Annotated in this window: 24 protein-coding genes; 16 read left to right on the top strand and 8 right to left on the bottom strand. The window is 63.5% G+C overall.

Going from position 1 to position 23,941, the window contains the following annotated elements:
• The first annotated feature begins 69 nt into the window (after positions 1–69).
• Positions 70–603 (top strand): hypothetical protein, encoded by a 534-nt coding sequence (locus U3648_RS08715; protein ID WP_420858843.1) that lies wholly within the window; start codon positions 70–72, stop codon positions 601–603.
• Here U3648_RS08715 and lipA read toward each other — a convergent pair.
• Entirely contained in the window at positions 600–1,550 is a 951-nt protein-coding gene (lipA, locus tag U3648_RS08710; protein ID WP_420858842.1) for a lipoyl synthase, read from the bottom strand. The genes U3648_RS08715 and lipA overlap by 4 nt on opposite strands.
• A gap of 105 nt (positions 1,551–1,655) precedes the next feature.
• Entirely contained in the window at positions 1,656–2,786 is a 1,131-nt protein-coding gene (locus U3648_RS08705) for a DUF6456 domain-containing protein (protein ID WP_420858841.1), read from the bottom strand.
• Between the two features lie 226 nt (positions 2,787–3,012).
• Here U3648_RS08705 and U3648_RS08700 point away from each other — a divergent pair, with 226 nt between their 5' ends.
• Complete coding sequence (locus U3648_RS08700) at positions 3,013–3,303, top strand: DUF6477 family protein (RefSeq protein ID WP_420858840.1); 291 nt, start codon at positions 3,013–3,015, stop codon at positions 3,301–3,303.
• 49 nt (positions 3,304–3,352) lie between these two features.
• On the opposite strand, the gene U3648_RS08695 is transcribed toward U3648_RS08700, so the two are convergent.
• Entirely contained in the window at positions 3,353–4,906 is a 1,554-nt protein-coding gene (locus U3648_RS08695; protein WP_420858839.1) for a trimethylamine methyltransferase family protein, read from the bottom strand.
• Positions 4,907–5,086: 180 nt separating this feature from the next.
• Here U3648_RS08695 and guaA point away from each other — a divergent pair, with 180 nt between their 5' ends.
• From guaA to U3648_RS08645, 10 genes are all read left to right on the top strand, one after another.
• A complete protein-coding gene (gene guaA, locus U3648_RS08690) occupies positions 5,087–6,640 on the top strand; it encodes a glutamine-hydrolyzing GMP synthase (RefSeq protein ID WP_420858911.1) in 1,554 nt (517 codons plus the stop codon).
• Complete coding sequence (locus U3648_RS08685) at positions 6,637–6,915, top strand: putative quinol monooxygenase (protein WP_420858838.1); 279 nt, start codon at positions 6,637–6,639, stop codon at positions 6,913–6,915. The genes guaA and U3648_RS08685 overlap by 4 nt, the downstream gene beginning before the upstream one ends.
• A gap of 2 nt (positions 6,916–6,917) precedes the next feature.
• Positions 6,918–7,772: a DMT family transporter gene (locus tag U3648_RS08680; protein ID WP_420858837.1), complete on the top strand. Its 855-nt coding sequence runs from the start codon at positions 6,918–6,920 to the stop codon at positions 7,770–7,772.
• Between the two features lie 144 nt (positions 7,773–7,916).
• Positions 7,917–8,942: an OmpP1/FadL family transporter gene (locus U3648_RS08675; RefSeq protein WP_420858836.1), complete on the top strand. Its 1,026-nt coding sequence runs from the start codon at positions 7,917–7,919 to the stop codon at positions 8,940–8,942.
• Positions 8,943–9,045: 103 nt separating this feature from the next.
• Positions 9,046–9,909, top strand: coding sequence for an ATPase (locus tag U3648_RS08670; RefSeq protein ID WP_420858835.1), 864 nt, complete (start codon positions 9,046–9,048; stop codon positions 9,907–9,909).
• A gap of 46 nt (positions 9,910–9,955) precedes the next feature.
• Positions 9,956–10,900 carry a homoserine O-succinyltransferase gene (locus U3648_RS08665; protein ID WP_420858834.1) on the top strand — a complete coding sequence of 315 codons (945 nt, stop codon included), beginning with the start codon at positions 9,956–9,958 and terminating at the stop codon, positions 10,898–10,900.
• 48 nt (positions 10,901–10,948) lie between these two features.
• On the top strand, positions 10,949–11,920 hold the full coding sequence (locus U3648_RS08660; RefSeq protein ID WP_420858833.1) for an alpha/beta fold hydrolase: 972 nt from the start codon (positions 10,949–10,951) through the stop codon (positions 11,918–11,920).
• 55 nt (positions 11,921–11,975) lie between these two features.
• A complete protein-coding gene (gene ppk2 / locus U3648_RS08655; RefSeq protein ID WP_420858832.1) occupies positions 11,976–12,845 on the top strand; it encodes a polyphosphate kinase 2 in 870 nt (289 codons plus the stop codon).
• A complete protein-coding gene (locus U3648_RS08650) occupies positions 12,838–13,455 on the top strand; it encodes a TetR/AcrR family transcriptional regulator (RefSeq protein WP_420858831.1) in 618 nt (205 codons plus the stop codon). The genes ppk2 and U3648_RS08650 overlap by 8 nt, the downstream gene beginning before the upstream one ends.
• Positions 13,456–13,458: 3 nt before the next feature.
• The gene (locus tag U3648_RS08645) at positions 13,459–14,667 is read left to right on the top strand and encodes an acyltransferase family protein (protein ID WP_420858830.1); all 1,209 of its coding nucleotides are present in this window, start codon (positions 13,459–13,461) and stop codon (positions 14,665–14,667) included.
• A gap of 54 nt (positions 14,668–14,721) precedes the next feature.
• On the opposite strand, the gene rpsI is transcribed toward U3648_RS08645, so the two are convergent.
• From rpsI to U3648_RS08630, 3 genes are all read right to left on the bottom strand, one after another.
• Positions 14,722–15,204: a 30S ribosomal protein S9 gene (rpsI, locus tag U3648_RS08640; protein WP_129680969.1), complete on the bottom strand. Its 483-nt coding sequence runs from the start codon at positions 15,202–15,204 to the stop codon at positions 14,722–14,724.
• Between the two features lie 3 nt (positions 15,205–15,207).
• Positions 15,208–15,669 (bottom strand): 50S ribosomal protein L13, encoded by a 462-nt coding sequence (gene rplM, locus U3648_RS08635; protein WP_420858829.1) that lies wholly within the window; start codon positions 15,667–15,669, stop codon positions 15,208–15,210.
• 147 nt (positions 15,670–15,816) lie between these two features.
• A complete protein-coding gene (locus U3648_RS08630; protein ID WP_420858828.1) occupies positions 15,817–16,236 on the bottom strand; it encodes a PaaI family thioesterase in 420 nt (139 codons plus the stop codon).
• A 63-nt stretch (positions 16,237–16,299) separates the two neighbouring features.
• On the opposite strand from U3648_RS08630, the gene U3648_RS08625 reads away from it, so the two are divergent.
• Entirely contained in the window at positions 16,300–17,082 is a 783-nt protein-coding gene (locus U3648_RS08625; RefSeq protein ID WP_420858827.1) for an enoyl-CoA hydratase, read from the top strand.
• 107 nt (positions 17,083–17,189) lie between these two features.
• Here U3648_RS08625 and U3648_RS08620 read toward each other — a convergent pair whose 3' ends face one another.
• Positions 17,190–17,930 carry an RNA methyltransferase gene (locus U3648_RS08620; RefSeq protein WP_420858826.1) on the bottom strand — a complete coding sequence of 247 codons (741 nt, stop codon included), beginning with the start codon at positions 17,928–17,930 and terminating at the stop codon, positions 17,190–17,192.
• Between the two features lie 204 nt (positions 17,931–18,134).
• Between U3648_RS08620 and U3648_RS08615 the strand changes: the two genes are divergently transcribed.
• Positions 18,135–18,761 carry a thiamine phosphate synthase gene (locus U3648_RS08615; protein ID WP_420858825.1) on the top strand — a complete coding sequence of 209 codons (627 nt, stop codon included), beginning with the start codon at positions 18,135–18,137 and terminating at the stop codon, positions 18,759–18,761.
• On the opposite strand, the gene U3648_RS08610 is transcribed toward U3648_RS08615, so the two are convergent.
• Positions 18,739–20,808 (bottom strand): ComEC/Rec2 family competence protein, encoded by a 2,070-nt coding sequence (locus U3648_RS08610; RefSeq protein ID WP_420858824.1) that lies wholly within the window; start codon positions 20,806–20,808, stop codon positions 18,739–18,741. The two genes, U3648_RS08615 and U3648_RS08610, sit on opposite strands and share 23 nt — an antisense overlap.
• Positions 20,809–20,908: 100 nt before the next feature.
• Here U3648_RS08610 and gltX point away from each other — a divergent pair, with 100 nt between their 5' ends.
• Together gltX and U3648_RS08600 are read left to right on the top strand one after the other, a co-directional pair.
• Positions 20,909–22,312 (top strand): glutamate--tRNA ligase, encoded by a 1,404-nt coding sequence (gene gltX, locus U3648_RS08605; protein WP_420858823.1) that lies wholly within the window; start codon positions 20,909–20,911, stop codon positions 22,310–22,312.
• A gap of 98 nt (positions 22,313–22,410) precedes the next feature.
• Complete coding sequence (locus U3648_RS08600) at positions 22,411–23,706, top strand: citrate synthase (RefSeq protein WP_420858822.1); 1,296 nt, start codon at positions 22,411–22,413, stop codon at positions 23,704–23,706.
• The last annotated feature ends 235 nt before the right edge of the window (positions 23,707–23,941 follow it).

Below are 23,941 nucleotides of genomic sequence, written 5' to 3'. Positions count from 1 at the left end.
CACCCTTGGCGGGGTATTGGGTGCCGAGTGATGGCCGGTTTTGGATTTCAACCGACAAGGGGGGGTGTCATGGCGACCTACCGCAGACGTTACACCGAAATGGAAGTACGCGGGATGCTGCAAATTTACGGCGGCAACCGGATGATGACGGGTGTCGGCCCGGGTGGACGGACCCAACGCTCCCCGGCCCCGGCCCATGCCAGCATCCACGGCGGCGCAAGTTTTCTTGACCAGCGGACCCGAGTGAACACACCCGGAGAGCCGCGGACAACCGGCACCTACTGGACCTTCGACGATCAGGTTTCCGCCACCACCGAGATCCTGAATTCCATGCAAGGCCAGATCGCACTGCAACGGCTGGAGATCGGGGAAAAGGACTGCGTCATGGAAGCGGCGCTACCGCACCGGAAATACAAGATTTCCAGCGCCCATGACGACAGCGATAAGGGCGGCGGCGCGGGGCATCTTGGGCGCAACAACGCGGGCCGGATGGGTGCCGGATCGACCCACACGCAGGGCTATGCCGTGCGCGGCTTCGTCAAGGCGGTCGCCGGGATCAACGGAACCCTGCAAATCCAGACCAGTTTTCCGATCGCGGGCTAGGCGCGGCCCAGTTTCTTCATCCGGTTTTCGCGCAGGCGGGCGAAATCGTCCCCTGCGTGATAGCTGGACCGGGTCAGCGGCGTGGCCGAGACCATCAGGAATCCCTTGCCATAGGCAGCCTTTTCGTAGGCCTTGAATTCATCCGGGTGCACGAAGCGTTCGACCGCGTGATGCTTTGGCGTCGGTTGCAGATACTGGCCAATGGTCAGGAAATCGATATCGGCGGCGCGCATGTCGTCCATGACCTGCATAACGGCCTGCCTGTCTTCGCCCAGCCCCACCATGATCCCCGACTTGGTGAACATGATCGGGTCCAGTTCCTTGACCCGCTGCAACAGGCGCAGCGAATGGAAATAGCGGGCACCGGGGCGCACCTCGGGGTAAAGGCCCGGGACGGTTTCAAGGTTGTGGTTGAACACGTCCGGTTTCGCCGCGACCACGGTTTCCAGAACCGATGGATCGCATTTCAGGAAATCGGGCGTCAGGATTTCGATGGTGGTGTTCGGGCTGCGATGCCGGACCGCGCGGATCGTCTGGGCGAAATGTTCAGCCCCGCCGTCGGCCAGATCGTCCCGGTCGACCGAGGTGATCACCACATGGTTCAGCCCCAGCTTCTGCACCGCATCGGCCACGCGTCCCGGCTCGAACTGGTCCAGTGCGTCGGGGCGGCCCGTGGCGATATTGCAGAAGGTGCAGCCACGGGTGCAGATCTCGCCCATGATCATCATGGTGGCGTGACCCTGGCTCCAGCATTCGCCGGCATTGGGACAGCCCGCCTCTTCGCAGACCGTCACCAGCTTATGCTCGCGCATGATGCGGTGGGTTTCCTTATACCCCTGACTGGTCGGGGCCTTGACCCTGATCCACTCCGGCTTACGCGGTTGCGGATTGTCCGGGCGATGCGCCTTTTCGGGGTGGCGCTGCTCTGGGATTTTCAGGTCACGCATGGGGGCTCCTCCGGCCGGCGTTTCCCCCCACATAATCCCAAGCGCGGCCCATGGCAACGCGGCCCGGTGCAAGGCCGGGCTGCGCTGGGATCAAACCGGGTGCGCCTAGCCGATCTTCGGCCCGTATTTTCCCTGGGTTTCCTCGTAATGGCGACGCAAGCGTTGCAGCGCGATGCGCAACACGATCTTGCCAGATCGCGCCGCCCAGCCAAGTTTCTTCTCGGCCTGTTCCAGCCCTTCAAGAAAGCAGCAACAGCGCAGCACGACATCGCCCAGCCCCGGGCCCAGATCGGCCAGCGCCGCGGCGACGCGCCCATGGGCAGCCTCTGCCCCGCCCTGCCCGCCACCACCGACACCGCGGGACGGTCCGGTCAGAAATCCGGTCCAGTCGGTTGTCACCTTCGGCCCCATGTTCGCCAACTCGAAATCCTCGCGCAGCCGCTCTCCCGCCGCCACCAAATCCCGCGTCAGAAACGGTTGCCCATCCTTGTCGCGGCGGCGGGACAGGCCGATCAACGGGCTTTCCCCAAGGGCATAGCGCATTCCGCGCCCATCAAAACCATCGTCCCCGGCAAGATCCTCGATCTCGGCGGCGCGGCCACGAAATTCGGCGCGCGCCTCAGAAAACCCCTGCACCGCGCGGTTTTCGTCCGCCGCCATCAGTTTCTTCAATTCGGCGCGCCCAGTGTTGGTGATGCGGTATCGGACCACCCGTGCGCCCGGTTCGGCACAGGAAATCCATTCCCGCAGCGCCATGGCCTGCGCCACGTCGCAGCCTACTGTTGCGGTTCGGGTCGTTTCACCGCCCGGCACGTCGCGGACCACAACGGCGGTATCCATGTCGCGGGCTACGGCAAGAACCGCGCCCGCCTCGCACAGGCGGCGCAGAATGCGCAGACCTTCCGCTGCGATCCGGGCCTCCGACGGTTTGTCATCCGCGCCAACCGCTGATCGGCGAATATCAATCGTCATGGGCTGCGCCGCCTCCTCGTCCTGAACTGTGGGTCGTGGAACATGCCGGGACAACCGCCGCAGCGCATCGTCTACCAGCGGATCATCCCGCCGGTTTTCATAGCGCCGCACCTGCCTGAGAATGGTCGAGGCATGGCAATCCGATGCCCGCGCAAGCGCGCGGATCGACATGCCCATTTCCGTATGGACAAGGTAGTTCAGGGCCGCAGGCGGAACCCAGTCGGGCATGCGCACCACGATAGAACGCCGATTCTCGGCAGCCATCCGTTACCCCCTTGGTCGGACCCAGCATCCGGCAGCACCTTTCTGGTACCGATAACAACCTAAAGTTGATTTTCTTACCTAAACCTTAACAGGGCAGCCATGGATCAGCATGGTTTAGAAAGTCTAAACGCCCGTAACGATTGCGTTCGCTGGAATCGTCGATGGCGCAACACACGCCATAGTTGTGTCACTTTTCGAACAAACTCGTTAAGCCAAAGGGGGCACCATGCTTGATATTCTCGGACTCGTCGGCCAGCTGAACCGGCCCAAACTCCTTGTTCAGTCGGCCCGGATCGGGGTGGATGACTATAGCCGGGATCAGCATCTGGGCCGAATCCTGCGCCGCCCGGCACCGCCCCGGCCGGGCGAGGCGATTCTTCATCTTCTCGAGCTTGAGCGCGACCTGGACACAAAACGGCGCGAGGATCGCGCCGATTATTCCATCGCCCGCCATGTCGAGGTGCTGATCGCGATCATGGGCGAGGCCCGCATTCTTCGCGCGGTCACCCGCGCCTGACCCGCAACATGAAAGGGGCGCCCGAAGGCGCCCCGATTGTCAGTCTGGATCACATGAAGGCGTCGGGCATCGACGCTTTCTTTTCCGCCACATAGGCGTTCAGCGCCTCTTCGATGCCTGCGTCCAGCGCCGGCTTCTGGTATTGCTCCAGCAGCTTCTTCACGCGCAGGTTGGCAAGGGTCATCGTGTCGCGCGCGCCCTCTTCGTCCCATTGTTCGAAGGGTTTGTAGTCCAGCAGGTCCGAACGCCAGAAGGAGGTCTTGAAGTTGGCCTGCGTATGGGCGCAGCCAAGGTAGTGGCCGCCGGGGCCCACTTCGCGGATCGCGTCCATCGCCTGCGCATTCTCGTCGAATTTCACACCCTCGGCCATCTTGTGCAGGGTGCCCAGCTGGTCGGCGTCCATCACGAATTTCTCGAAGCTCGAGACCAGCCCGCCTTCGAGCCAGCCGCAAGAGTGCAACATAAAGTTCACACCAGACAGAAGGCCCATATTCAGGCTGTTGGCGGTTTCATAAGCAGCCTGCGCGTCGGGCAGTTTCGACCCGGTGAACGACCCGGCCGACCGGTAAGGCAGCCCAAGGCGGCGCACGATCTGACCCATGCCATAGGTGATCTGGCTGGCTTCCGGGGTGCCGAAGGTCGGCGCGCCAGAGTTCATGTCGATCGAAGTGACGAAGGTTCCGGCAATCACCGGCGCGCCCTTGCGGATCAGCTGGCTATAGGCGACCCCGGCCAGAACCTCGGCCAGCGTCTGGGTCAGGGTGCCAGTCACCGAGACGGGCGCCATCGCGCCGCCGACGATGAACGGCGAAATGATCGACGCCTGATTGTTCGCGGCAAAGACTTCCAGCGCGCCCATCATGATCCCGTCAAAGGTCATGGGAGAGTTGATGTTGATCAGCGAGGTCATCACCGTGTTGTTCTGGACGAAATCCGCCCCGAACAGGATCGACGCCATATCGACCGAATCCTGAGCCCGGCTGGGCTCGGTCACAGACCCCATGAAGGGTTTGTCGGACAGGGTCATGTGCGCCAGCAGCATATCAAGGTGGCGCTTGTTCACTGGCACATCGGTCGGTTCGCACACCGTGCCGCCCGAATGGTGCAGCCACTTGGACATATAGCCCAGTTTCACGAACTTCTGGAAATCCTCGATGGTGGCATATCGGCGGCCACCGTCCATGTCGCGGACGAAGGGCGGGCCATAAACGGGGGCAAGGACAAGGTTCCGGCCGCCAATGACCACGTTCCGCTCCGGGTTGCGGGCGTATTGGGTAAACTCCGACGGGGCGGTCTTGATCAGCTCGCGGGCAAGCCCCTTGGGCAGGCGGACGCGTTCGCCATCCACATCGGCCCCGGCCTCGCGCCAACGCTCCAGCGCGGCGGGGTTTTCGACGAAGTTGACGCCGATCTCTTCCAGAACCTGTTCGGCGTTGGCTTCGATGATCTCGACCGCTTCGGGGTGGAGGATATCAAGGTTGGGAATGTTGCGTTCGATATATTTCGCGGTTTCGACACTGACCGCGGACCGTTCGGCCCGGCGGGCTGCGCCACCGCCACCCCGTGTGCGACGACCACCACCAGCAGCTGCAACATCCGACATCTTGATTCCCTCCGTAAGGTATGTGGGATGCTGATACGCCGCACAGCCAAGCCCCTGTGCTTGAATTGCGTCCTGCTAGGGGCAAAAGCGACATTGGCGTGTCAGACCGCGCCGCGCGGCCCCGTCACGCGAAGGGCTTGCGCAAATCGCGGGTCAAGCCTATCAGGCGGCATGTCCAGCATGTCCCACGAAAAACTGCTTATCATCGACTTCGGCAGCCAGGTCACGCAGCTGATTGCGCGGCGCCTGCGCGAGCTGAACGTCTATTGCGAAATCCACCCCTACCAGAACGTCACCGACGCCTTCCTTGCTGATTTTGCACCAAAGGCTGTGATCTTCTCGGGCGGGCCCGACAGCGTCACCCGCGAGGGGTCGCCCCGGCCACCGGAGACGGTGTTCGACCTTGGGGTTCCGATCCTGGGCATCTGCTATGGCCAGCAGGTCATGATGCAATGCCTTGGCGGCCTTGTGGAATCGGGCCATGGCACCGCCGAATTCGGCCGCGCCTATGTCACCCCCACCGATGCCAAGCTGCCGCTTCTGGACGGATGGTTTGACGGCGGGCGCGAACAGGTCTGGATGAGCCACGGCGACCACGTGTCGAAAATCGCCCCCGGGTTCGAGGTCTTCGGCACCTCGCCCGGCGCGCCCTTTGCCATCACGGCCGACCCCGCACGCAACTTCTTTGCGGTGCAATTCCACCCCGAGGTGCACCACACCCCGAACGGCGCAAAGCTTTATGAAAACTTCGTGCGTCTGGCGGGCTTCTCGGGCGACTGGACCATGGGCGCCTACCGCGAGGAAATGATCGAAACGATCCGCGCACAGGTTGGCGACAAGCAGGTGATCTGTGCCCTGTCCGGTGGCGTCGACAGTTCCGTCACCGGCATCCTGCTGCACGAGGCGATCGGCGATCAGCTGACCTGCGTTTTCGTGGACCACGGCCTGCTGCGCCTGAACGAGGCCGAACAGGTCGTTCAGATGTTCCGTGAAAACTACAACCTGAACCTCATCCACGCCGATGAATCCGACCTGTTCCTGGGTGAACTGGAAGGCGTCAGCGACCCCGAGGTGAAGCGCAAGACCATCGGCAAGCTGTTCATCGACGTGTTCCAGAAATACGCCGATACGATCGAAGGCGCCGAATTCCTCGCGCAGGGGACCCTTTACCCCGATGTCATTGAATCGGTGTCTTTTTCTGGTGGTCCCTCCGTCACGATCAAATCGCACCACAACGTCGGCGGGTTGCCGGAAAAGATGGGTCTGAAACTGGTCGAGCCGCTGCGTGGGCTGTTCAAGGACGAGGTGCGCGCATTAGGCCGCGAACTGGGCCTGCCCGACCATTTCATCGGGCGCCACCCTTTCCCCGGCCCCGGCCTCGCCATCCGCTGCCCCGGCGAGATTACCCGCGAAAAGCTGGACATCCTGCGGCAGGCCGATGCGGTCTATATCGATCAGATCCGCAAGCACGGCCTGTATGACGAGATCTGGCAGGCCTTCGCCGCGATCCTGCCGATGCGGACCGTGGGCGTGATGGGCGATGGGCGGACCTATGACTACGCCATCGGGCTGCGGGCCGTGACCTCGGTCGATGGGATGACCGCCGATTATTACCCGTTCACCCATGATTTCCTTGGCGAAACCTCCACCCGGATCATTAACGAGGTGAAAGGCGTGAACCGTGTGTTCTACGATTGCACCTCGAAACCGCCGGGGACGATCGAACTCGAATGATCCGGCTGGCGGGACATATCGACGTACCGGCAGAGCGGTTGGATGACATCCGTGCCGCCCTGCCCACGCATATCTCCCTGACACGGGCCGAGCCGGGCTGTGTCGAATTCAACGTCGTCGAAAGCGACAGCATCGCTGGCCGGTTCATGGTGTCCGAACTGTTCACCGACCGGGCCGCCTTTGACGCGCATCAGGCCCGCGCCGGGGCCTCCGACTGGGCGAAAGTCAGCGCCGGTATCCCCCGCGACTACCAGATCACCGAAGTCGACGGCTGACCATGGCGCCGCACGTCTGCGCAGCCTTCTGGATGATCGGGGCCATCGTCTCTTTCACTTCAATGGCCGTGGCCGGGCGGGCAGTCTCGTTCGAGCTCGATACCTTCGAGATCATGTTCTACCGGTCCTGCGTCGGGATCGTGATCGTCTTTTCGGTCGCGGGCTATGCGGGTACTCTGGGACAGGTAAGCCGCGCGAAGTTCGGGTTGCATCTTATTAGAAACCTTGCACATTTCTCGGGTCAAAACCTTTGGTTCTATGCCCTGACCGCGATCCCCCTGGCCCAGGTTTTCGCACTGGAATTCACCACGCCAATCTGGGCGATCCTTCTGGCGCCGCTGGTTCTGGGCGAACGGATAACCCGAACCGGCGCCATGGCGGCAGCGCTCGGGTTCATCGGCATCTTGATCGTGGCACGGCCCAGCCCCGACGCGCTGTCCTGGGGATTGGGGGCGGCGGCCCTTTCGGCGGTCGGGTTCGGGCTGACGGCTGTGCTGACGCGCCGCTTGACCCGCACCGAAACCATCACCGGTATCCTTGTTTACCTCACGGTCCTGCAAGCCATTTTCGGCGCCATTGCAGCGGGTTACGATGGAGATTTCATGTTGCCGTCCCCCGCGACTACGCCGTGGTTGTTCCTGATCGGGTGCGCCGGTTTGCTTGCGCATTTCTGCCTGACAACCGCGTTGCGCCTTGCCCCGGCGTCCTTTGTCATGCCCATCGACTTTGCTCGCCTGCCGCTGATCGCGATCATCGGAATGCTGGTCTACGCCGAACCAATCGACGCGCTGGTCTTTGTCGGCGCGGCCGTCATCTTTGCCGCCAACTGGATCAACGTCCGGGCGGCAAAAGGTTAACGCGCGGGACATTTTTGTGACGCTGCGGCGCAAACGATTTGCTGACGTAGCGTAAATAATTGACCGTTTTTTGACCGCTTCCGTATTTTCCTGCGCAGGAAGAGGAACAGCATGGCAAGTCCCATGCGACGGGAGGATAACAAAATGAAGAAGTTTGTCGCAGGTGGCGCTGCCCTGTTGATGTCGACCACTTTGGCACATGCGGGCGGCCTTGACCGGTCCGGCCAGGGGATCGGCGCGATTTTCGAAGACGGCAATTATGCCGAATTCAGCTTTGGCTATGTGATGCCCAGCGTTACCGCCAGCAGCGCGCCCTACGCGGGCGAAGGCTCTGTCGCACAGCCCTATTCGTCGATCGGGTTCGCCATGCGGACCCAGGTGAACGACAATGTGGCTTTTGCCTTGATCGTCGATCAACCGTTCGGCGCTGCCATCGAATACCCCGACATCGGCGGTGGCGCGGTTCCGATGGCATCGGTCGAAACAATGTCGATCACCGCCCTCGGCCAATACCAGATCAACGAACGGGTCTCGGCCCATGCAGGTGTCCGGATGCTGAACGGCAGCGGATCAATCGACCTAGGTGCGTTTGCGAACGACTATAGCTCCGGCAGCGGTGTCGGTTATGTTGTCGGGGGCGCCTATGAAATCCCGGACATCGCCCTGCGCGTGGCCCTGACCTATTCTAGCGCGATCAGCCTCGAACTTGACGGGATCACCGTTCCCACCACCCTGACCGCGGATTTCCCGCAGTCCGTCAATCTGGATTTCCAGACCGGTATCGCGGCCGATACGCTTCTGTTCGGGTCGATCCGCTGGGCGGATTGGTCCGCCGTAACCGTGACCGACAGCGGCCCGGCAGGCGAACTCTACGCCCCCGACAGCGATTCCATCACCTATAACATCGGCGTTGGCCGCCGGTTCTCGGACAGCTTCGCGGGATCGGTCAGCCTTGGCTATGAAAAGGCGCAGGGCGGTCTGGCCTCGGCCCTCGCCCCGACCGATGGCTACTTCAGCATCCAGGTTGGTGGCGCCTACACCATGGACAATGGCGTCGAGATCTCGGGCGGTATTCGCTACATCAACGTCGGCGACGCAACCGCCCCGACCGGCGTGTTCGAGGATAACTCGGCCATCGGCGTCGGCGTGAAGGTCGGCATGAGCTTCTGATCCGCGCGACAGAAACCTGAGATTGGCCCCGCCCCCTTCGGGCGGGGTTTTTCGTTGCACAATCCATCTTCACAGGGCGGGCCCGACCGTCTAGGCAGGGCGCATGATTTACTACACCGCCTCTGAGTGGCTCAACGCCCCGCGCAAGCGCGTCCTTCTGTTCGGTATGTCCGGGCTCGGCAAGACCCATGTGTCCAACGTGCTGCGGGCGCAAGGCGACTGGTTCCACTATTCCGTCGATTACCGGATCGGCACCCGATACATGGGTGAATTCATCGCCGACAACGCCAAGCGCGAGGCGATGAAAGTGCCGTTCCTGCGCGATCTCTTGATGTCGGATTCGATCTACATCGGGTCCAACATCACCTTCAACAACCTGACCCCGGTGTCGACCTATCTGGGCAAACCGGGCAACCCGGCGCAGGGTGGCACCCCGATTGCCGAATACCGCCGCAGGCAGGACCAGTTTCGCCGCGCCGAGATCAACGCGCTGATGGACACCGGTTACTTCATCGACCGGGCCGAGGGGCTGTATGGCTACCCGCATTTCGTCTGCGATACGGGCGGGTCGATCTGCGAATGGGTGGACCCCGACAATCCCGACGATCCGATCATGGCGGAGCTGTCGGCCCAGACCCTGATGGTCTGGATCGAAGGGTCCGACGCCCATACCGCCGAACTGGTCCGCCGGTTCGACCGCGCGCCGAAACCCATGGCCTATCAGCCTGAATTCCTGACCCAATGCTGGGCGGACTACCTGGCTGAGCAGGGCTGCGCCGAAGACGCGGTGGACCCCGACGCCTTTATCCGCTGGACCTATGCCCGTGCGCTGGCCCACCGCCAGCCCCGCTACCGCGCCATGGCAGACCGCTGGGGCCTGACCGTCTGCGCCGAAAAGATGGGCGCGGTCCAGACCGCCGCCGACTTTGAAAAGGTGATCGCAGACGCCCTTGAGATGCGGGGCTGAACCGCCTATCTACCTGACCTTCCAGAGATTCAACCGGAGCTGACTGATGCCGATCAAGCTGCCATCCACCCTGCCCGCCCATGCCGTGCTCAAGCGCGAAGGCGTGATGGTGATGGACGTGGACGCGGCCGACCATCAGGACATCCGGCCCATTCGGATCGGGCTTTTGAACCTGATGCCGAAGAAGATCCAGACCGAGAACCAGTTCGCCCGGCTGATCGGCGCCACGCCGCTTCAGATCGAGTTCGTCCTGATCCGCATGTCCGAACATCAGACCAAGACCACAGCCGCCGAACATATGGAGGAATTCTATCGCCCGTTTTCGGAAATCGAAGCTTCGGGCGAGAAACTGGACGGGCTGATCATCACCGGTGCCCCCATCGAACACCTGCCGTTTGAAGAGGTGACCTATTGGGAGGAGCTGACCCGCGTATTCGAATGGACGCGGACCCATGTGCATTCCACCTTTGGTGTCTGCTGGGGTGGGATGGCGATGATCAACCATTTCCACGGGGTCCAGAAACACATGCTGGACCACAAGGCCTTTGGCTGCATCCGGCACCGCAACTGCGTGCCGTCCTCGCCCTACCTGCGCGGGTTCTCGGACGACATGGTCATGCCGGTCAGCCGCTGGACCGAGATGAAGCGCGACGAGATCCTGTCGAAACCCGGGTTGAACATCCTGATCGACAGCGAGGAGACGGGACCGGCGCTGGTCGAAGATCCGGCCCATCGCGCACTCTATATCTTCAACCACCTCGAATATGATAGCGATACGCTGAAGCAGGAATACGACCGCGACATTGCCAACGGCACGCCGATCAACGTCCCCGCCAACTACTACCCGGACGATGATCCGTCGCAGGCACCGCAGAACCGCTGGCGCAGCCACGCCCATCTTCTGTATGGCAACTGGATTTCCGAAGTCTATCTGACCACGCCCTATGACATGGCGGAGATTGGCAGCAAATCCACCGACTGGCGCAGCTGACGCCGGGTCGGTCTGGCATTTCCGGCGTCGCGACCTAGGCTCTGGCCCATGCGTATTGTTGTTATCGTCCTTGTTCTGTCCCTAATCTTCGTCGCGCTGGTGCACTGGCGTGCGGCGCGGCACGAACGGCTTGCCCGGGCCGAGTTTCCACCGACCGGCCAGCTGGTGGATGTGAACGGCCGCACCGTCCACGCCGTCGTCATGGGATCGGGGCCGGACCTCGTGCTGATCCACGGGGCCAGCGGCAGCACGCGGGACATGACATTTTCCTTCGCCCCGATACTGGCGGACCGCTACCGGGTGATCGTCTTTGACCGGCCCGGCCTTGGTTATTCCGACCGGGTCAATGACAGGTTCAGCGCGGCCTTCGCCCCGCGCGGCGAAAGCCCGGCGGAACAGGCGGAACTGTTGCAGGCGGCCGCGGCAAAGCTGGGGGCGGATCGTCCGCTGGTGCTGGGCCATTCCTATGGCGGGGCGGTGGCGCTGGCCTGGGCGTTGAACCACCCCGACAATATCGCGGGGCTGGTCAGCGTGGGCGGGGTCGCCCTGCCTTGGCCCGGCGATTTGGGCCCTCTTTATCGCTATGTAGGCACGCCCTTCGGCGGCGCGGTTCTGGCCCCGCTGCTGACAGCCTTCGTGCCGGACAGCTATGTCGAAAACACGATCTCGGAAATCTTCGCTCCGGCCCCGGCGCCCGAAGGTTATGGCCACTACGTTGCCCCCGCCCTGACCCTGCGGCGCGACACGATCCGCGCCAATGCCCGTCAGGTGAACCACCTGAGGCCCTTCGTCGTCGCGATGTCGGCGCAATACCCGGATTTGAACCTACCTGTTGAACTCGTGCACGGGGACGCCGACACCATCGTGCCAATCGACATCCACGCGCGGCCCGTGTCGCGGATCATCCCCGGCGCGACCCTGACCGAGATCCCCGCCGCGGGGCACATGCCGCACCATACCCACCCCGAGGTGGTCATCGCGGCCATTGACCGCGCCGCCGACCGGGCCGGATTGCGTTAACCCGCCCCCCGGCCCATAGTGGCGCAAAGCAGTAAGAGACAAGGCGACGACGGGCATGGAACTTCCTTTCGACGGCGCAATCAGCGCCTTCGCGCGTGACGAGGCCCCGGAACAGGTCCGCGCGGCGATCAGGGACGGTGGCAAGAAGGATATCCTTGATCCCGGCTACCCCTATGACAGGCTGTGGAACAAGGGCGCCTACGAAGAGGCGCTGGAGGCGCTTCAGGTCGAGCTGGTCCGAATGCAGCGTTGGGTCAAAGACACCGGCCAGCGGATCGCCGTGGTCTTCGAAGGCCGCGATGCGGCCGGCAAGGGTGGCACGATCAAGCGGTTCCGCGAAAACCTGAACCCGCGCGGCGCCCGCGTGGTGGCCCTGTCGAAACCCACCGAAACCGAAGCCGCCCAATGGTATTTCCAGCGCTACATCGCGCATCTGCCCGCCGCCGGGGAAATCACGTTCTTCGACCGAAGCTGGTACAATCGGGGCGTGGTGGAACATGTCTTTGGCTTTTGCACCCCCGAACAGCGCGAAGCCTGGTTCGCGCAGGTGCCCGACTTTGAAAAGATGCTGGTCGACGACGGGATCAGGCTGTTCAAGATCTGGCTGAACGTGGGCCGGGCGGAACAGCTGCGCCGTTTTCTCGACCGGGAACAGGACCCGCTCAAACAATGGAAACTGTCGTCGATTGACGTTAAGGGCTTGTCGCGCTGGGACGCCTATACCGACGCCATCGGCGAAACACTGACACGCACCCATACCGACCATGCGCCCTGGACTGTGGTCCGGTCGGACGACAAGCGCCGCGCGCGGGTCAACGCGATCCGGTCGGTACTGTGCCAGCTGGACTACGCCCGCAAGGACAGCGCCGCCCTTGGCACGGTCGATCCGAAGATCGCCGGCGGCCCGGACATCTGGCATGGCTAAGCGCGGGTATCATCACGGCAACCTGCGCGAAGCGCTGATCGCCGGTTGCCTGCGCCTGATCGAAGAGAAGGGCCCGACCGGGTTTACCCTGTCCGAGGCCGCGCGCGAGGCGGGCGTCACCCCGGCGGCGGTCTATCGCCATTTCGAAGGGCGCGAGGACATGATCGCCGAAGCCGCCCGGCAGGGATACGAGATTTTCGCCGACCTGATGGAACACGCCTACGACAACGGCAAACCCACCCCGCTGTCCGCGTTCGAGGCGACAGGACGCGCCTATCTTGCCTTTGCCCGCCGGTTTCCGGGGCATTACGTGGCGATGTTCGAAAGCGGCATTTCGATCCAGCGCACACCAGAACTGCACGCCGTCGCGACCCGCGCCATGGGGGTGCTGGAAAAGGCCGCCGTGGAACTGTCCATGCAGATCCCGCCGGAAAAACGGCCGCCGCCACAAATGTTTTCCGCCCATATCTGGGCGCTGAGCCACGGGGTGGTCGAACTGTTCGCACGCGGCAGCCCCGGCACCAAATCGCCCTTCCCGCCCGAAGACCTGCTGGAATCCGGCATCGGCGTCTATCTGCGCGGGCTGGGCCTGATCCCACCGGACAGATAAGCCATGACACCCATTCTTGATGACAAGGCCGCCCGCAACTGGATCGACCTGTTCCGCGCCGTGGCGATTCTGCAGGTGGTGCTGTTCCACGTGCTGTTCGGCATCATCCGATTTGCCCCGCCCGAGGACCTGCCCGGCGTGGTCGCCCGCCTGCCCGGCGTCCTGGATTTCGCGTGGCAGGCCTTTGGCGTGGACCTTGTGTTTTTGGTCTCGGCTTTCCTCTTGGGGGTCGGTCTGATTTCCGAACGGCACGCGGCGGGCCGGATCGACCTGCGCAACTACTACGTCCGCAGGGTTAGCCGCATCCTGCCGCTCTACTGGTTCGCGGTTCTGTTCTTCGGGCTGGCCGGGGGGGCGACAGCATTGCAAATCCTGCAATCGGCGGCCTTCGTGGGCTATATCGTCGATGACATGAACGTGGTCCCCGTCGGCTGGACCATGGAAGTGATGATGATCGTCTATATCCTCCTGCCCTTCGCTGTGGCCGGGTTGTTTCGGACCAAGCGACCGCTGTTCTGGATCGGTGTTGCCTTTGTCGCCAGCGCATTGGCCCGGCTTGGGTTCATCTGGGCCAGCGACAATCCCTTCGCATGGATGCTGCACGACCTCTACGCCACCCGACAACCCACCGATGCGGGGTTCGAACTGTATTTCCGGCTCTGGTTCCGGCTGCCGCCCTTCATCGCGGGGCTGGGACTGGCCTGGGGTCTCGTGCGGCATCGGGAATGGGCAATGACCTTCGCCGATCGCAACGCCCTGCTGCTGGGTCTGGTCGGCGCCGTTCTGTGCTGGGTCACGGCAGGCATCCCGGCGCATGATCCAACCTCGTGGCTCGGGGTGGTAATGCCGGATGCGGAAACCCCGTGGAGGCTCTATTTCGGGCTGGCGATCCCTGTGTTTTCCATCGGCGCGGCGCTGCTGCTGTGGGTTGGGCTGGCGCGGGGTTGGGGTGCGTCCGACCGGCTTGCGCGGATCGCGCGGCCGTTTTCGGTGAATATCTTCGGGATCTACCTGTTTCACATGCCGCTTCTGGCGGTGGGCGCGATCCTTGTGTTCCGGGGGACGGATCACGAGCTTTTGGGACAGGCGACCACGGGCCATGTGATGGCCACTTGGATCGTCACCGCAATTATCAGCCTTGGGGTCGCCGCCCTTCTGATGCGATTGATCGAACGGCCCGCCCTGCGGTTGATCCGCCGCAAGTTCGGATAACGAAAAAGGCCCGCGCATCGCACGGGCCTTTTCCAATTTATATCCTGTGAAGGATCAGCGCTTGGAGAACTGGAAGGACCGGCGGGCTTTGCGCTTGCCGTACTTCTTACGTTCAACGACGCGGCTGTCGCGGGTCAGGAAGCCAGCGGCCTTCAGGGCACCGCGCAGCGACGGATCGTACAGCTGCAGCGCCTTGGAGATGCCGTGCTTGACCGCACCGGCCTGACCGGAGAGGCCGCCGCCCTTGACGGTAGCGTAGACGTCGAACTGTCCGTCGACGCCGGCAACCTGGAACGGCTGGCGCAGGATCATCTGCAGCACGGGACGGGCGAAGTATTCCTTCTGCTCCTTGCCGTTGACGGTGACCTTGCCGGAACCCGGCTTGATCCAGACGCGGGCAACCGCGTCTTTCCGCTTGCCAGTGGCATAGGACCGGCCCAGTTCGTCACGAACCGGCTCGCGGGGGGCGGAAACTTCAACCACGGCTTCACCAGTGGCGGCGCCCAGCTCTTCGAGCGAATTGATCTGATCAGCCATGTCTTAGACCCTCGTGTTCTTCTTGTTCATGGACTTGACGTCCAGAACTTCGGGCTTCTGAGCTTCCATGCCGTGCTCGGCACCGGCGAAGACGCGCAGGTTGGTCATCTGCTTGCGGCTCAGGCGGTTGCCCGGCAGCATGCGCTTGACAGCCAGCGTGACCAGACGCTCGGGGTGTTCCCCTTCGAGGATCTGACCGGCCGAACGGTTCTTGATGCCGCCCGGGTGCCCGGTGTGCCAGTAATGGATCTTGTCCGACCGCTTGTTGCCGGTCAGCTGAACCTTGTCGGCGTTGATGACGATAACGTTGTCACCCATGTCCATGTGGGGGGTGAAGGACGGCTTGTGCTTGCCGCGCAGCCGCATGGCGACGATCGAGGCAAGACGGCCCAGAACAACGCCTTCAGCGTCGATCAGGATCCATTTCTTGTCGATGTCTGCCGGAGTAGCAGAAAAGGTTTTCATTGTTCACCAGATGCGTTGTGGGGGCAGAAACCTGCCCGTCATTGGGATGGGCGGGTTATATAGGGCCCGATTGCGCAGTCAAGCGGGAGTTATCCGAATAAATCAAGCAATTACAATGGCTTGCAAAATAGGTATTATTTTACCCCATCATTTCGGAGGGATCGAATAGGTCATCGAGGCCCGCGCAACAGGCTCCCCTTCCCCGTTCGACCGCATCAGGACATCCCCGACCGCCAGGACCCGACCCAGCTTGAGCAGGCGCACATCGGCCACAAGGTCGGCGCCAGCCACCGGTTTGCGCATGAAATCAATGGAACAATTCGTTGTCACCGCAAGTGCCTTTGGCCCGATCCGGCTGAGGATGGCAAGGTAGACCCCCACATCGGCCAGCGCGAACATCGACGGGCCGGAAATGGTGCCACCGGGACGCAGGTGTTTGTCATCGGTTAGCAACCGGACCCGGATACCCTCCTCGGTCACGGCGTCGATCGCAAACTCCGGCCCGACCTGCGGGAAATGTTCAATCAGGAACGCCTCCAGCGACCCTTTGTCCATCACGATCTGCATCGGCTTCCCCTGCCCCATTGACTGGCCTAAGGTTGCCCGGAAACCGGCAGGAGGAACAAGGCCATGACCCATATCGAACGCAACGTCAGCGGCGGCGTGGCCCATTTGCACATGGCGATGCCCGACCGGCTGAACGCCCTGTCCGACGGGATGCTTGCCGCGCTGCAGGAGGAACTCGACGACATCGGCGCGTCGCCCGACATCCGCGCGGTGATCCTGTCCGGCGCGGGCAAGGCCTTCTGCGCCGGGCACGACCTGAAGGAAATGCAGGCCGGGCGGCAGGCTGAAGACGCCGGTGCCGCCTATTTCGCCGATCTGTTCGCGCGCTGTTCAAAGGTCATGCAGACGATCCAGACGATCCCGCAGCCGGTCATCGCGCAGGTGCATGGGGTCGCGGTCGCCGCGGGCTGCCAGCTTGTCGCCACCTGTGACATGGCGGTGGCGGCCGAGGGCACGCGGTTTGGGGTCAACGGGGTCAACATCGGGTTGTTCTGTTCAACGCCCATGGTGGCGCTGACCCGCAACGTGCCACGCAAGGCCGCGTTCGAAATGCTGACAACGGGGCGGCTGATCGACACGGACGAGGCCAGGGAGATCGGCCTGATCAACAAGGCGGTCCCGGCGGAGCAACTGGCCGCCGCCACACGCGATCTGGCTGAAACCGTGGCCACGAAACTGGCCAGCGCGGTGCGCGTGGGCAAACGGGCCTTCTACGAACAGTCCACACTGACCACCGCCGAGGCCTATGCCTATTCCGGCGCGGTGATGGTGGAAAACATGCTGAACCGGGACACCGACGAAGGGATCACGGCCTTTCTGGAAAAACGGAAACCGGACTGGGCGTAGGAACGGGTTGGGAAGGCCCCCGTCTGAGTGATCTGGATCCACGCCCGCCCCGTTGGAGCGGTTCGGGCGCCAAACCGCCGGACATGGGCCTCAAGTCCTGGGGTTGTTTACCCTCGCTCCTTCCACCGCACCATCTGCCGCATCACACCGTGCAACATCTGCACGTCATGCCGGGTCAGCGGCATCCGGGACCAAAGGTTGCGCAGGTTCAGCTTCATCGAGGGCGCCTTGTGCTCGGGGTAGAAGAACCCGGCCTCGTCCAGCCGCTCCTCGTAATGTTCCGCCAGCTTTTCGACCTCGTGCTGCTCGGCCCATTCGCCAGCCATTTCCATGCGCGACGCCACGACCTCGGTGCTGGCACGCCGCCATTCGTAGCCACAGAGCAGGACACATTGCGCAAGGTTGAGCGAGGAGAACTCGGGGTTCACCGGCACGTTGATGATCGCATTTGCCAGCGCGATGTCATCGTTTTCCATCCCAGCCCGTTCCGGCCCGAACATCACCGCAACCTTCTGGCCCTCGCGGGTCCGGGCGGCGGCATCGCGCAACGCTTCTTCGGGGCTGAGAACCGGTTTGGTCAGCCCGCGGGGGCGCGCGGTGGTAGCGTAGACATAGGTGCAATCGGCCACCGCCTCGGCCGTGGTATCGAACAGCTGTGCCTCGTCCAGAAGCCGCCCCGCGCCCGAGGCCATGGCCACCGCCCGCGAATTGGGCCAACCGTCGCGCGGGCTGGTGATCCGCATCCGGTCCAGCCCGAAATTCCACATGCCCCGGGCGGCCGCGCCTATGTTTTCGCCCATCTGCGGTCGGATCAGGACAAAGGCGGGTTGCGGGGTCGGGCTGGTCATGGCGGGCTCCTTGCACGTCGTGCCGCCTGATAGGCCGGGGCGGCGCGGCTGACAAGGGACAGGCAGGCATAGGTAGGTCAAGACCCACCTTACGAAATCGGCGCCACCTGTAAGGTGGGTCCTGACCCACCATCCCCCTTCCGCCCTCACGTTCCTTGGGCTATAGCGGCGCGGAACCGGACAAAGGCCAAAGGGGGCAAGGACATGAGCGACGACACCGACCTGCCACAGATCTACCTCATCACCCCGCCCGAGTTTGACCTGTCGGGCTATCCCGACCGTCTGGCCGCCTGCCTTGACGCGACCGAGGTCGCCTGTGTCCGGCTCGCCCTTGCCACCCGTGACGAAGACCGCCTGTCACGCGCCGCCGACGCCCTGCGCGAAGTGACCCATGCCCGCGACGTGGCACTGGTGATCGACAGCCATGTGCTGATGGTCGAACGGCTGGGCCTTGACGGGGTCCACCTGACCGATGGGTCGCGCTCGGTCCGCAAGACCCGCAAGGATCTGGGCGCGGATGCTATCGTCGGCACCTTCTGCGGCAATTCCCGCCACGACGGGATGACCGCCGGGGAACTGGGCGCGGATTATGTGTCTTTCGGACCGGTCGGCAACAGCCCGCTTGGCACCGGCACCCGGGCCGAGGTTGAACTCTTCGAATGGTGGAGCCAGATGATCGAAGTTCCGGTCGTGGCCGAGGGCGCGCTGGACGAGGATCTGATCCGCGCCATCGCCCCGCATACGGATTTCTTTGGCATCGGCGATGAAATCTGGGGCACCGACGATCCGGCTGCAACGCTGCTGCGGTTCAGGGCCGCCATGGCAGGCTAAGGGGCGCGGCCCCGCCGTTCCACAGACGCTCGCCCACCACCTCGTGGGCGGTGGCGATCTCCAGCCCCTCCGCGCCCTCTCGGATCGACAGCGCGCCGGTCGCCCGCAATCGGTTTGCGTCATAGGTGATACAGGGACGATCGCCCGCCAGCCGCTGATCGGTGATCAACACCTCGGCCCCGCCACACCCCACCAGCGCCTCCAGCGCGGTCTTGCCACGCACCAGTAAAACGGTTCCCGCCCCCAGCCGGACCCGCCATTCCCGCCCCGACGCCTCGATCCCGGGCCGTGCCGCCGCGACCTCCTGCGCAACGGGCGCCCCATCATTTTCCAGCCAGGCCGTCGCCGCGAACCCGTCACCCGTGGGCCGAGACAGCGCCCGCCCCTCCGCCGTCATCAGCCCCATCAACCCGCCCGTGTCCGTGACCAGCAGTTCAGGCCTGTCTACCCCAGACCAGAGCCAGAACCCCCAGCCAATCACCAGCGGCCCAGCCCAACGCCAGCGCCCCTGCCAGAGGATCAGCCACAGCCCCCCCAGCGCGATCAGCGGCAGCACCCAGCCGCCCGGGCTGGGCACATGGCCAAGCGCCCCGTCCCAATCGGCTATCCGGTGCGAAACCCCCAGAATCCAGCGCAGGCCCAGATCCATCAGCCATAGCCCGACGCCTTCCAATCCGATCAGCGACAGGCAGGCGGTCAGCACGGCGGCAGGCATCACCAGCACCCCCATCAGCGGCACGGACAGCAGGTTCGCGATCAGGCCAAAATGGGAAATCTGGTTGAAATGCGCCGCCGAAATGGGCGCAGTCGCCAGCCCCGCCACGGCGGACGACACGACCACCGCAAACACCGGGCGCAGCCAGCGCGGCAGCCAGTCGGTCCGCCCCCGCAGCGCCCCGAACACCGCCACCAGCGCCGTGGTTGCGGCGAATGACATCTGGAACCCCGGGCCGGTCAATTCCTCTGGATGCAGCGCAAGCACGATCAGCGCGGCAATCGCCACCGCCCGCAGGGTCAGGGCCCGCCGGTCGAGCAGAACCGCGACGAACATCACCCCCACCATGACAAAGGCCCGCATGGTCGCCACGTTCCCGCCCGAGAGGGCCAGATAGAAGGCGCCGGCCAGCAACCCGGCCACTGCGGCGTATTTCTTGACCGGCCTGCGCAGGGCCAACCCCGGCACCAGAACCAGCCCCAGCCGGACCGCGCCAAAGACAAATCCGGTCAGCAACCCCATATGCAGCCCAGAGATGGCCAGAAGATGCGCAAGGTTCGTGGCGCGCAGATCGTCCAGCGTGTCGCGCCCCATGCCGGATCGGTCGCCGGTCAGGATCGCCGCCGCGAAGGCTCCGGTTTCCCCCGGCAACCGCGCCTGAACCCCGGCAGAGATGGACATGCGCAACCGGTAGAGCCACAGCTCTGCCCCGCCTTCCGGTGGCGCAAGCGCCAGAACCGGCGTGCGGGTGTATCCCACAGCGCCTAGTCGGTCGAACCAGGCCATGCGCTGGAAATCAAATCCCCCCGGCTCGACCGGGCCGGAAGGGGGCGACAGATGCCCGGTCATCATCACCCGCATCCCCGGCACCGGGTCGATGAACCCCTGTTGCCCGTGCAGCGACACCCGCACCCGGTCTGGCCGCCGGTCCGGATCCATCCGGTCCAGAACCACACGGTCCAGCGTCAGGCGCACCGCGTCCGATTGCGACCTGTCCACGACGACGATCCGCCCTTCGATCGTGCCATAATACCGAAAGCCCAAGACCGGGGCCGCGACCGACTGCGCCCGAATTCCCGCCCAGACCAGCCCGAAGCACAACAGAAGGACCGCCACCGCCAAGGGCCGCGCCAGAAAGGGCAGCCAGCGCGACAGGCCGAGTGCTACAGCGATCACGCCGCCAAGGATGATGTAGAGTGGCAGGGACGGCTCGACCGGAAGTGTGAAATAGGCCCCGATTCCGATCGACAAGACCACCGGTGCCCAGCCGAAGAGCGACCCGCGCTGCCTGATCCAGATCTCGGCCATCCGCTGTCCCGGCGCGATGCCCACGGGTAATCCCCTTCCAACTGCGGACAGACTTGCCCTTGCCCCCCGGCCTTAGTATCCCGCAAGCCTAAATCCGCCTTGGTTAGCGAAAGGTTAATACCCCATGTCCGAACAGCAGGTCGTCACCCGCATCGCCCCGTCGCCCACGGGATACATGCACATCGGCACGGCCCGCACCGCGCTGTTCAACTGGCTTTACGCGCGCGGCCGCGGCGGCAAGTTCCTGTTGCGGATCGAAGACACGGACCGGGAACGGTCCACCCCCGAGGCGACCGAGGCGATCCTGCGGGGCATGGAGTGGCTTGGGCTGGACTACGATGGTGAGGCGGTCAGCCAGTTCGCCCGTGTCGACCGGCACGCCGAAGTGGCACATGCGTTGCTGGCGGCAGGCAAGGCCTACAAATGCTTTGCCTCGCAGGACGAGATTCAGGCCTTCCGCGAGGCCGCGCGGGCCGAGGGCAAATCGACGCTCTATCGCAGCCCCTGGCGCGACGCCGACCCCGCCAGCCACCCCGATGCGCCCTATGTTGTGCGGATCAAGGCGCCCCTGGACGGGGAAACCGTGATCCGCGATCAAGTGCAGGGCGATGTGACGATCCGCAACTCCGAACTGGACGACATGATCCTGCTGCGGTCGGATGGCACGCCGACCTATATGCTGGCCGTGGTGGTCGACGACCACGACATGGGCGTGACCCACGTGATCCGGGGCGACGACCACCTGAACAACGCTGCCCGGCAGATGCTGATCTATGCGGGCATGGGCTGGCCCCTGCCCGTCTATGCCCATATCCCACTGATTTTCGGGCCCGACGGCAAGAAACTGTCAAAGCGGCACGGGGCGACCGGTGTCGCCGAATACCAGCAGATGGGCTACCCGGCGGCGGGCATGCGCAATTACCTCGCCCGGCTGGGATGGAGCCACGGCGACGACGAATTCTTTACCGATGCACAGGCGATGGAGTGGTTCGACCTGCCGGGAATCGGGCGCTCGCCCGCGCGGTTCGACTTCAAGAAACTGGAAAATCTCTGTGGCCAGCACATCGCCGCGGGTGACGATGCTGCACTGCTGCACGAATTAGAGGCATTTATTGCAGCCACCGGTGAAAATGCACTGACCGGAGAGCAGCGTGACGGCATGTCGCGCGGAATGTACTGCCTGAAGGAACGGGCCAAGACATTCCCGGAACTCCTTGAAAAGGCGCACTTTATCCTGACGAAACGGCCCATTGACCGGGACGAAAAGGCCGACAAGGCGCTCGACTCTGTATCCCGTGGTATACTGAGTGAATTGACGCCGCAGTTGCAAAATGCTAGCTGGGATCGCGAAAGCCTAGAAGGGCTTGTGGCTGCCGTCGCAGAGGCGCATGACACGAAGCTCGGAAAGCTTGCAGGCCCCTTGCGGGCCGCACTCGCCGGGCGGGCTGTTTCGCCCAGCGTCTTTGACATGATGCTGGTCCTCGGGCGGGACGAAACGATCGCCCGGTTGACCGATATCGGCGCCTAAGACTTTCGTCACACTTTGACGATAATGCTTCGGGCGGCGACCAAGAAACCGCCCGGACGCAATCCTTGCGTGCCGGTTCCTGAGACGAGGGGATATACATGGCCGACACGACCAAAACCGCCACGCTGACGATTGACGGGCAAGCCTTCGAATTGCCGATCCATTCGCCAACCGCGGGGCCGGACGTCATTGATATCCGCAAGCTTTATGGTCAAGCCGGGGTGTTCACCTATGACCCGGGCTTTACCTCGACCGCATCCTGCGACTCGACCATCACCTTTATCGACGGGGACAAGGGCGAACTGCTGCACCGGGGCTACCCGATCGACCAGCTGGCCTCGAAATCCCACTATCTTGAGGTCTGTTTCCTGCTGCTCTACGGCTATCTGCCTGCGGCGGACGAGCTGGAGAAGTTCGAGAACCTCGTGACCCGCCACACGATGATCCACGAGCAGATGCATTACTTCTTCCGTGGGTTCCGGCGTGACGCGCACCCGATGGCCACCATGGTCGGCGTGGTCGGCGCGATGTCGGCTTTCTATCACGACTCCACCGACATCAACGACGAACACCAGCGCGAGGTCGCCTCGATCCGGCTGATCGCCAAGATGCCGACCATCGCGGCGATGGCCTATAAATACCACATCGGCCAGCCCTTCGTGTATCCGCGCAACGATCTCGACTATGCGTCGAACTTCCTGCACATGTGCTTTGCGGTCCCGGCCGAGGAATATCAGGTCAACCCGATCCTTGCCCGCGCGATGGACCGGATCTTTACCCTGCACGCCGACCACGAGCAGAACGCCTCGACCTCGACGGTGCGTCTGGCTTCCTCCTCGGGCGCGAACCCCTTTGCCTGTATCGCCGCTGGCATCGCCTGCCTGTGGGGCCCCGCCCACGGCGGCGCCAACCAGGCCTGTCTTGAGATGCTGCGCGAGATTGGGACGGTCGACCGCATCCCCGAATACATCGCCCGCGCCAAGGACAAGAACGACCCCTTCCGCCTGATGGGCTTTGGCCACCGGGTCTACAAGAACTTCGACCCGCGTGCGAAGGTGATGAAGGAAAGCGCCGACGAGGTGCTGGCGCTTCTGGGGATCGAAAACAACCCGACGCTTCAGGTCGCCAAGGAGCTGGAGCGGATCGCGCTGGAAGACCCCTATTTCGTCGAGAAGAAGCTCTATCCCAACGTGGATTTCTACTCCGGCATTATCCTAGACGCGATGGGCTTCCCCACCTCGATGTTCACCCCGATCTTCGCACTGGCGCGGACCGTGGGCTGGATTTCGCAGTGGAAAGAGCAGCTTGCCGATCCGCAGCTCAAGATTGGCCGCCCCCGGCAGCTGTATCTGGGCGAAGCGAGCCGCGACTACGTCGACATCGAAAAGCGCTGAACCAGACGCTGAACCAGACAAGGCCGCCCCACCCGGGCGGCCTTCTTCTTGTAATCTGCAGCGGTATTTCCTATTTGGGCGTCAGGGTCCGCAGTTCACCCAGGCGCCGCCATCCGTCACAGGACACGCTAAACCTGCTACAACCAACCGATCGCACCCCTTCTTCGGTGCCATCGACAAGGGCGGCCATCGACCCTGGACCCTGTCCGGGCGGCACTGACCAACGCAGGAGTGC

Origin of the sequence: Marivivens marinus (genome assembly GCF_035969385.1) — a bacterium.
GTDB lineage: Bacteria > Pseudomonadota > Alphaproteobacteria > Rhodobacterales > Rhodobacteraceae > SELP01.
This window is presented reverse-complemented; position numbering and strand designations above follow the sequence as displayed.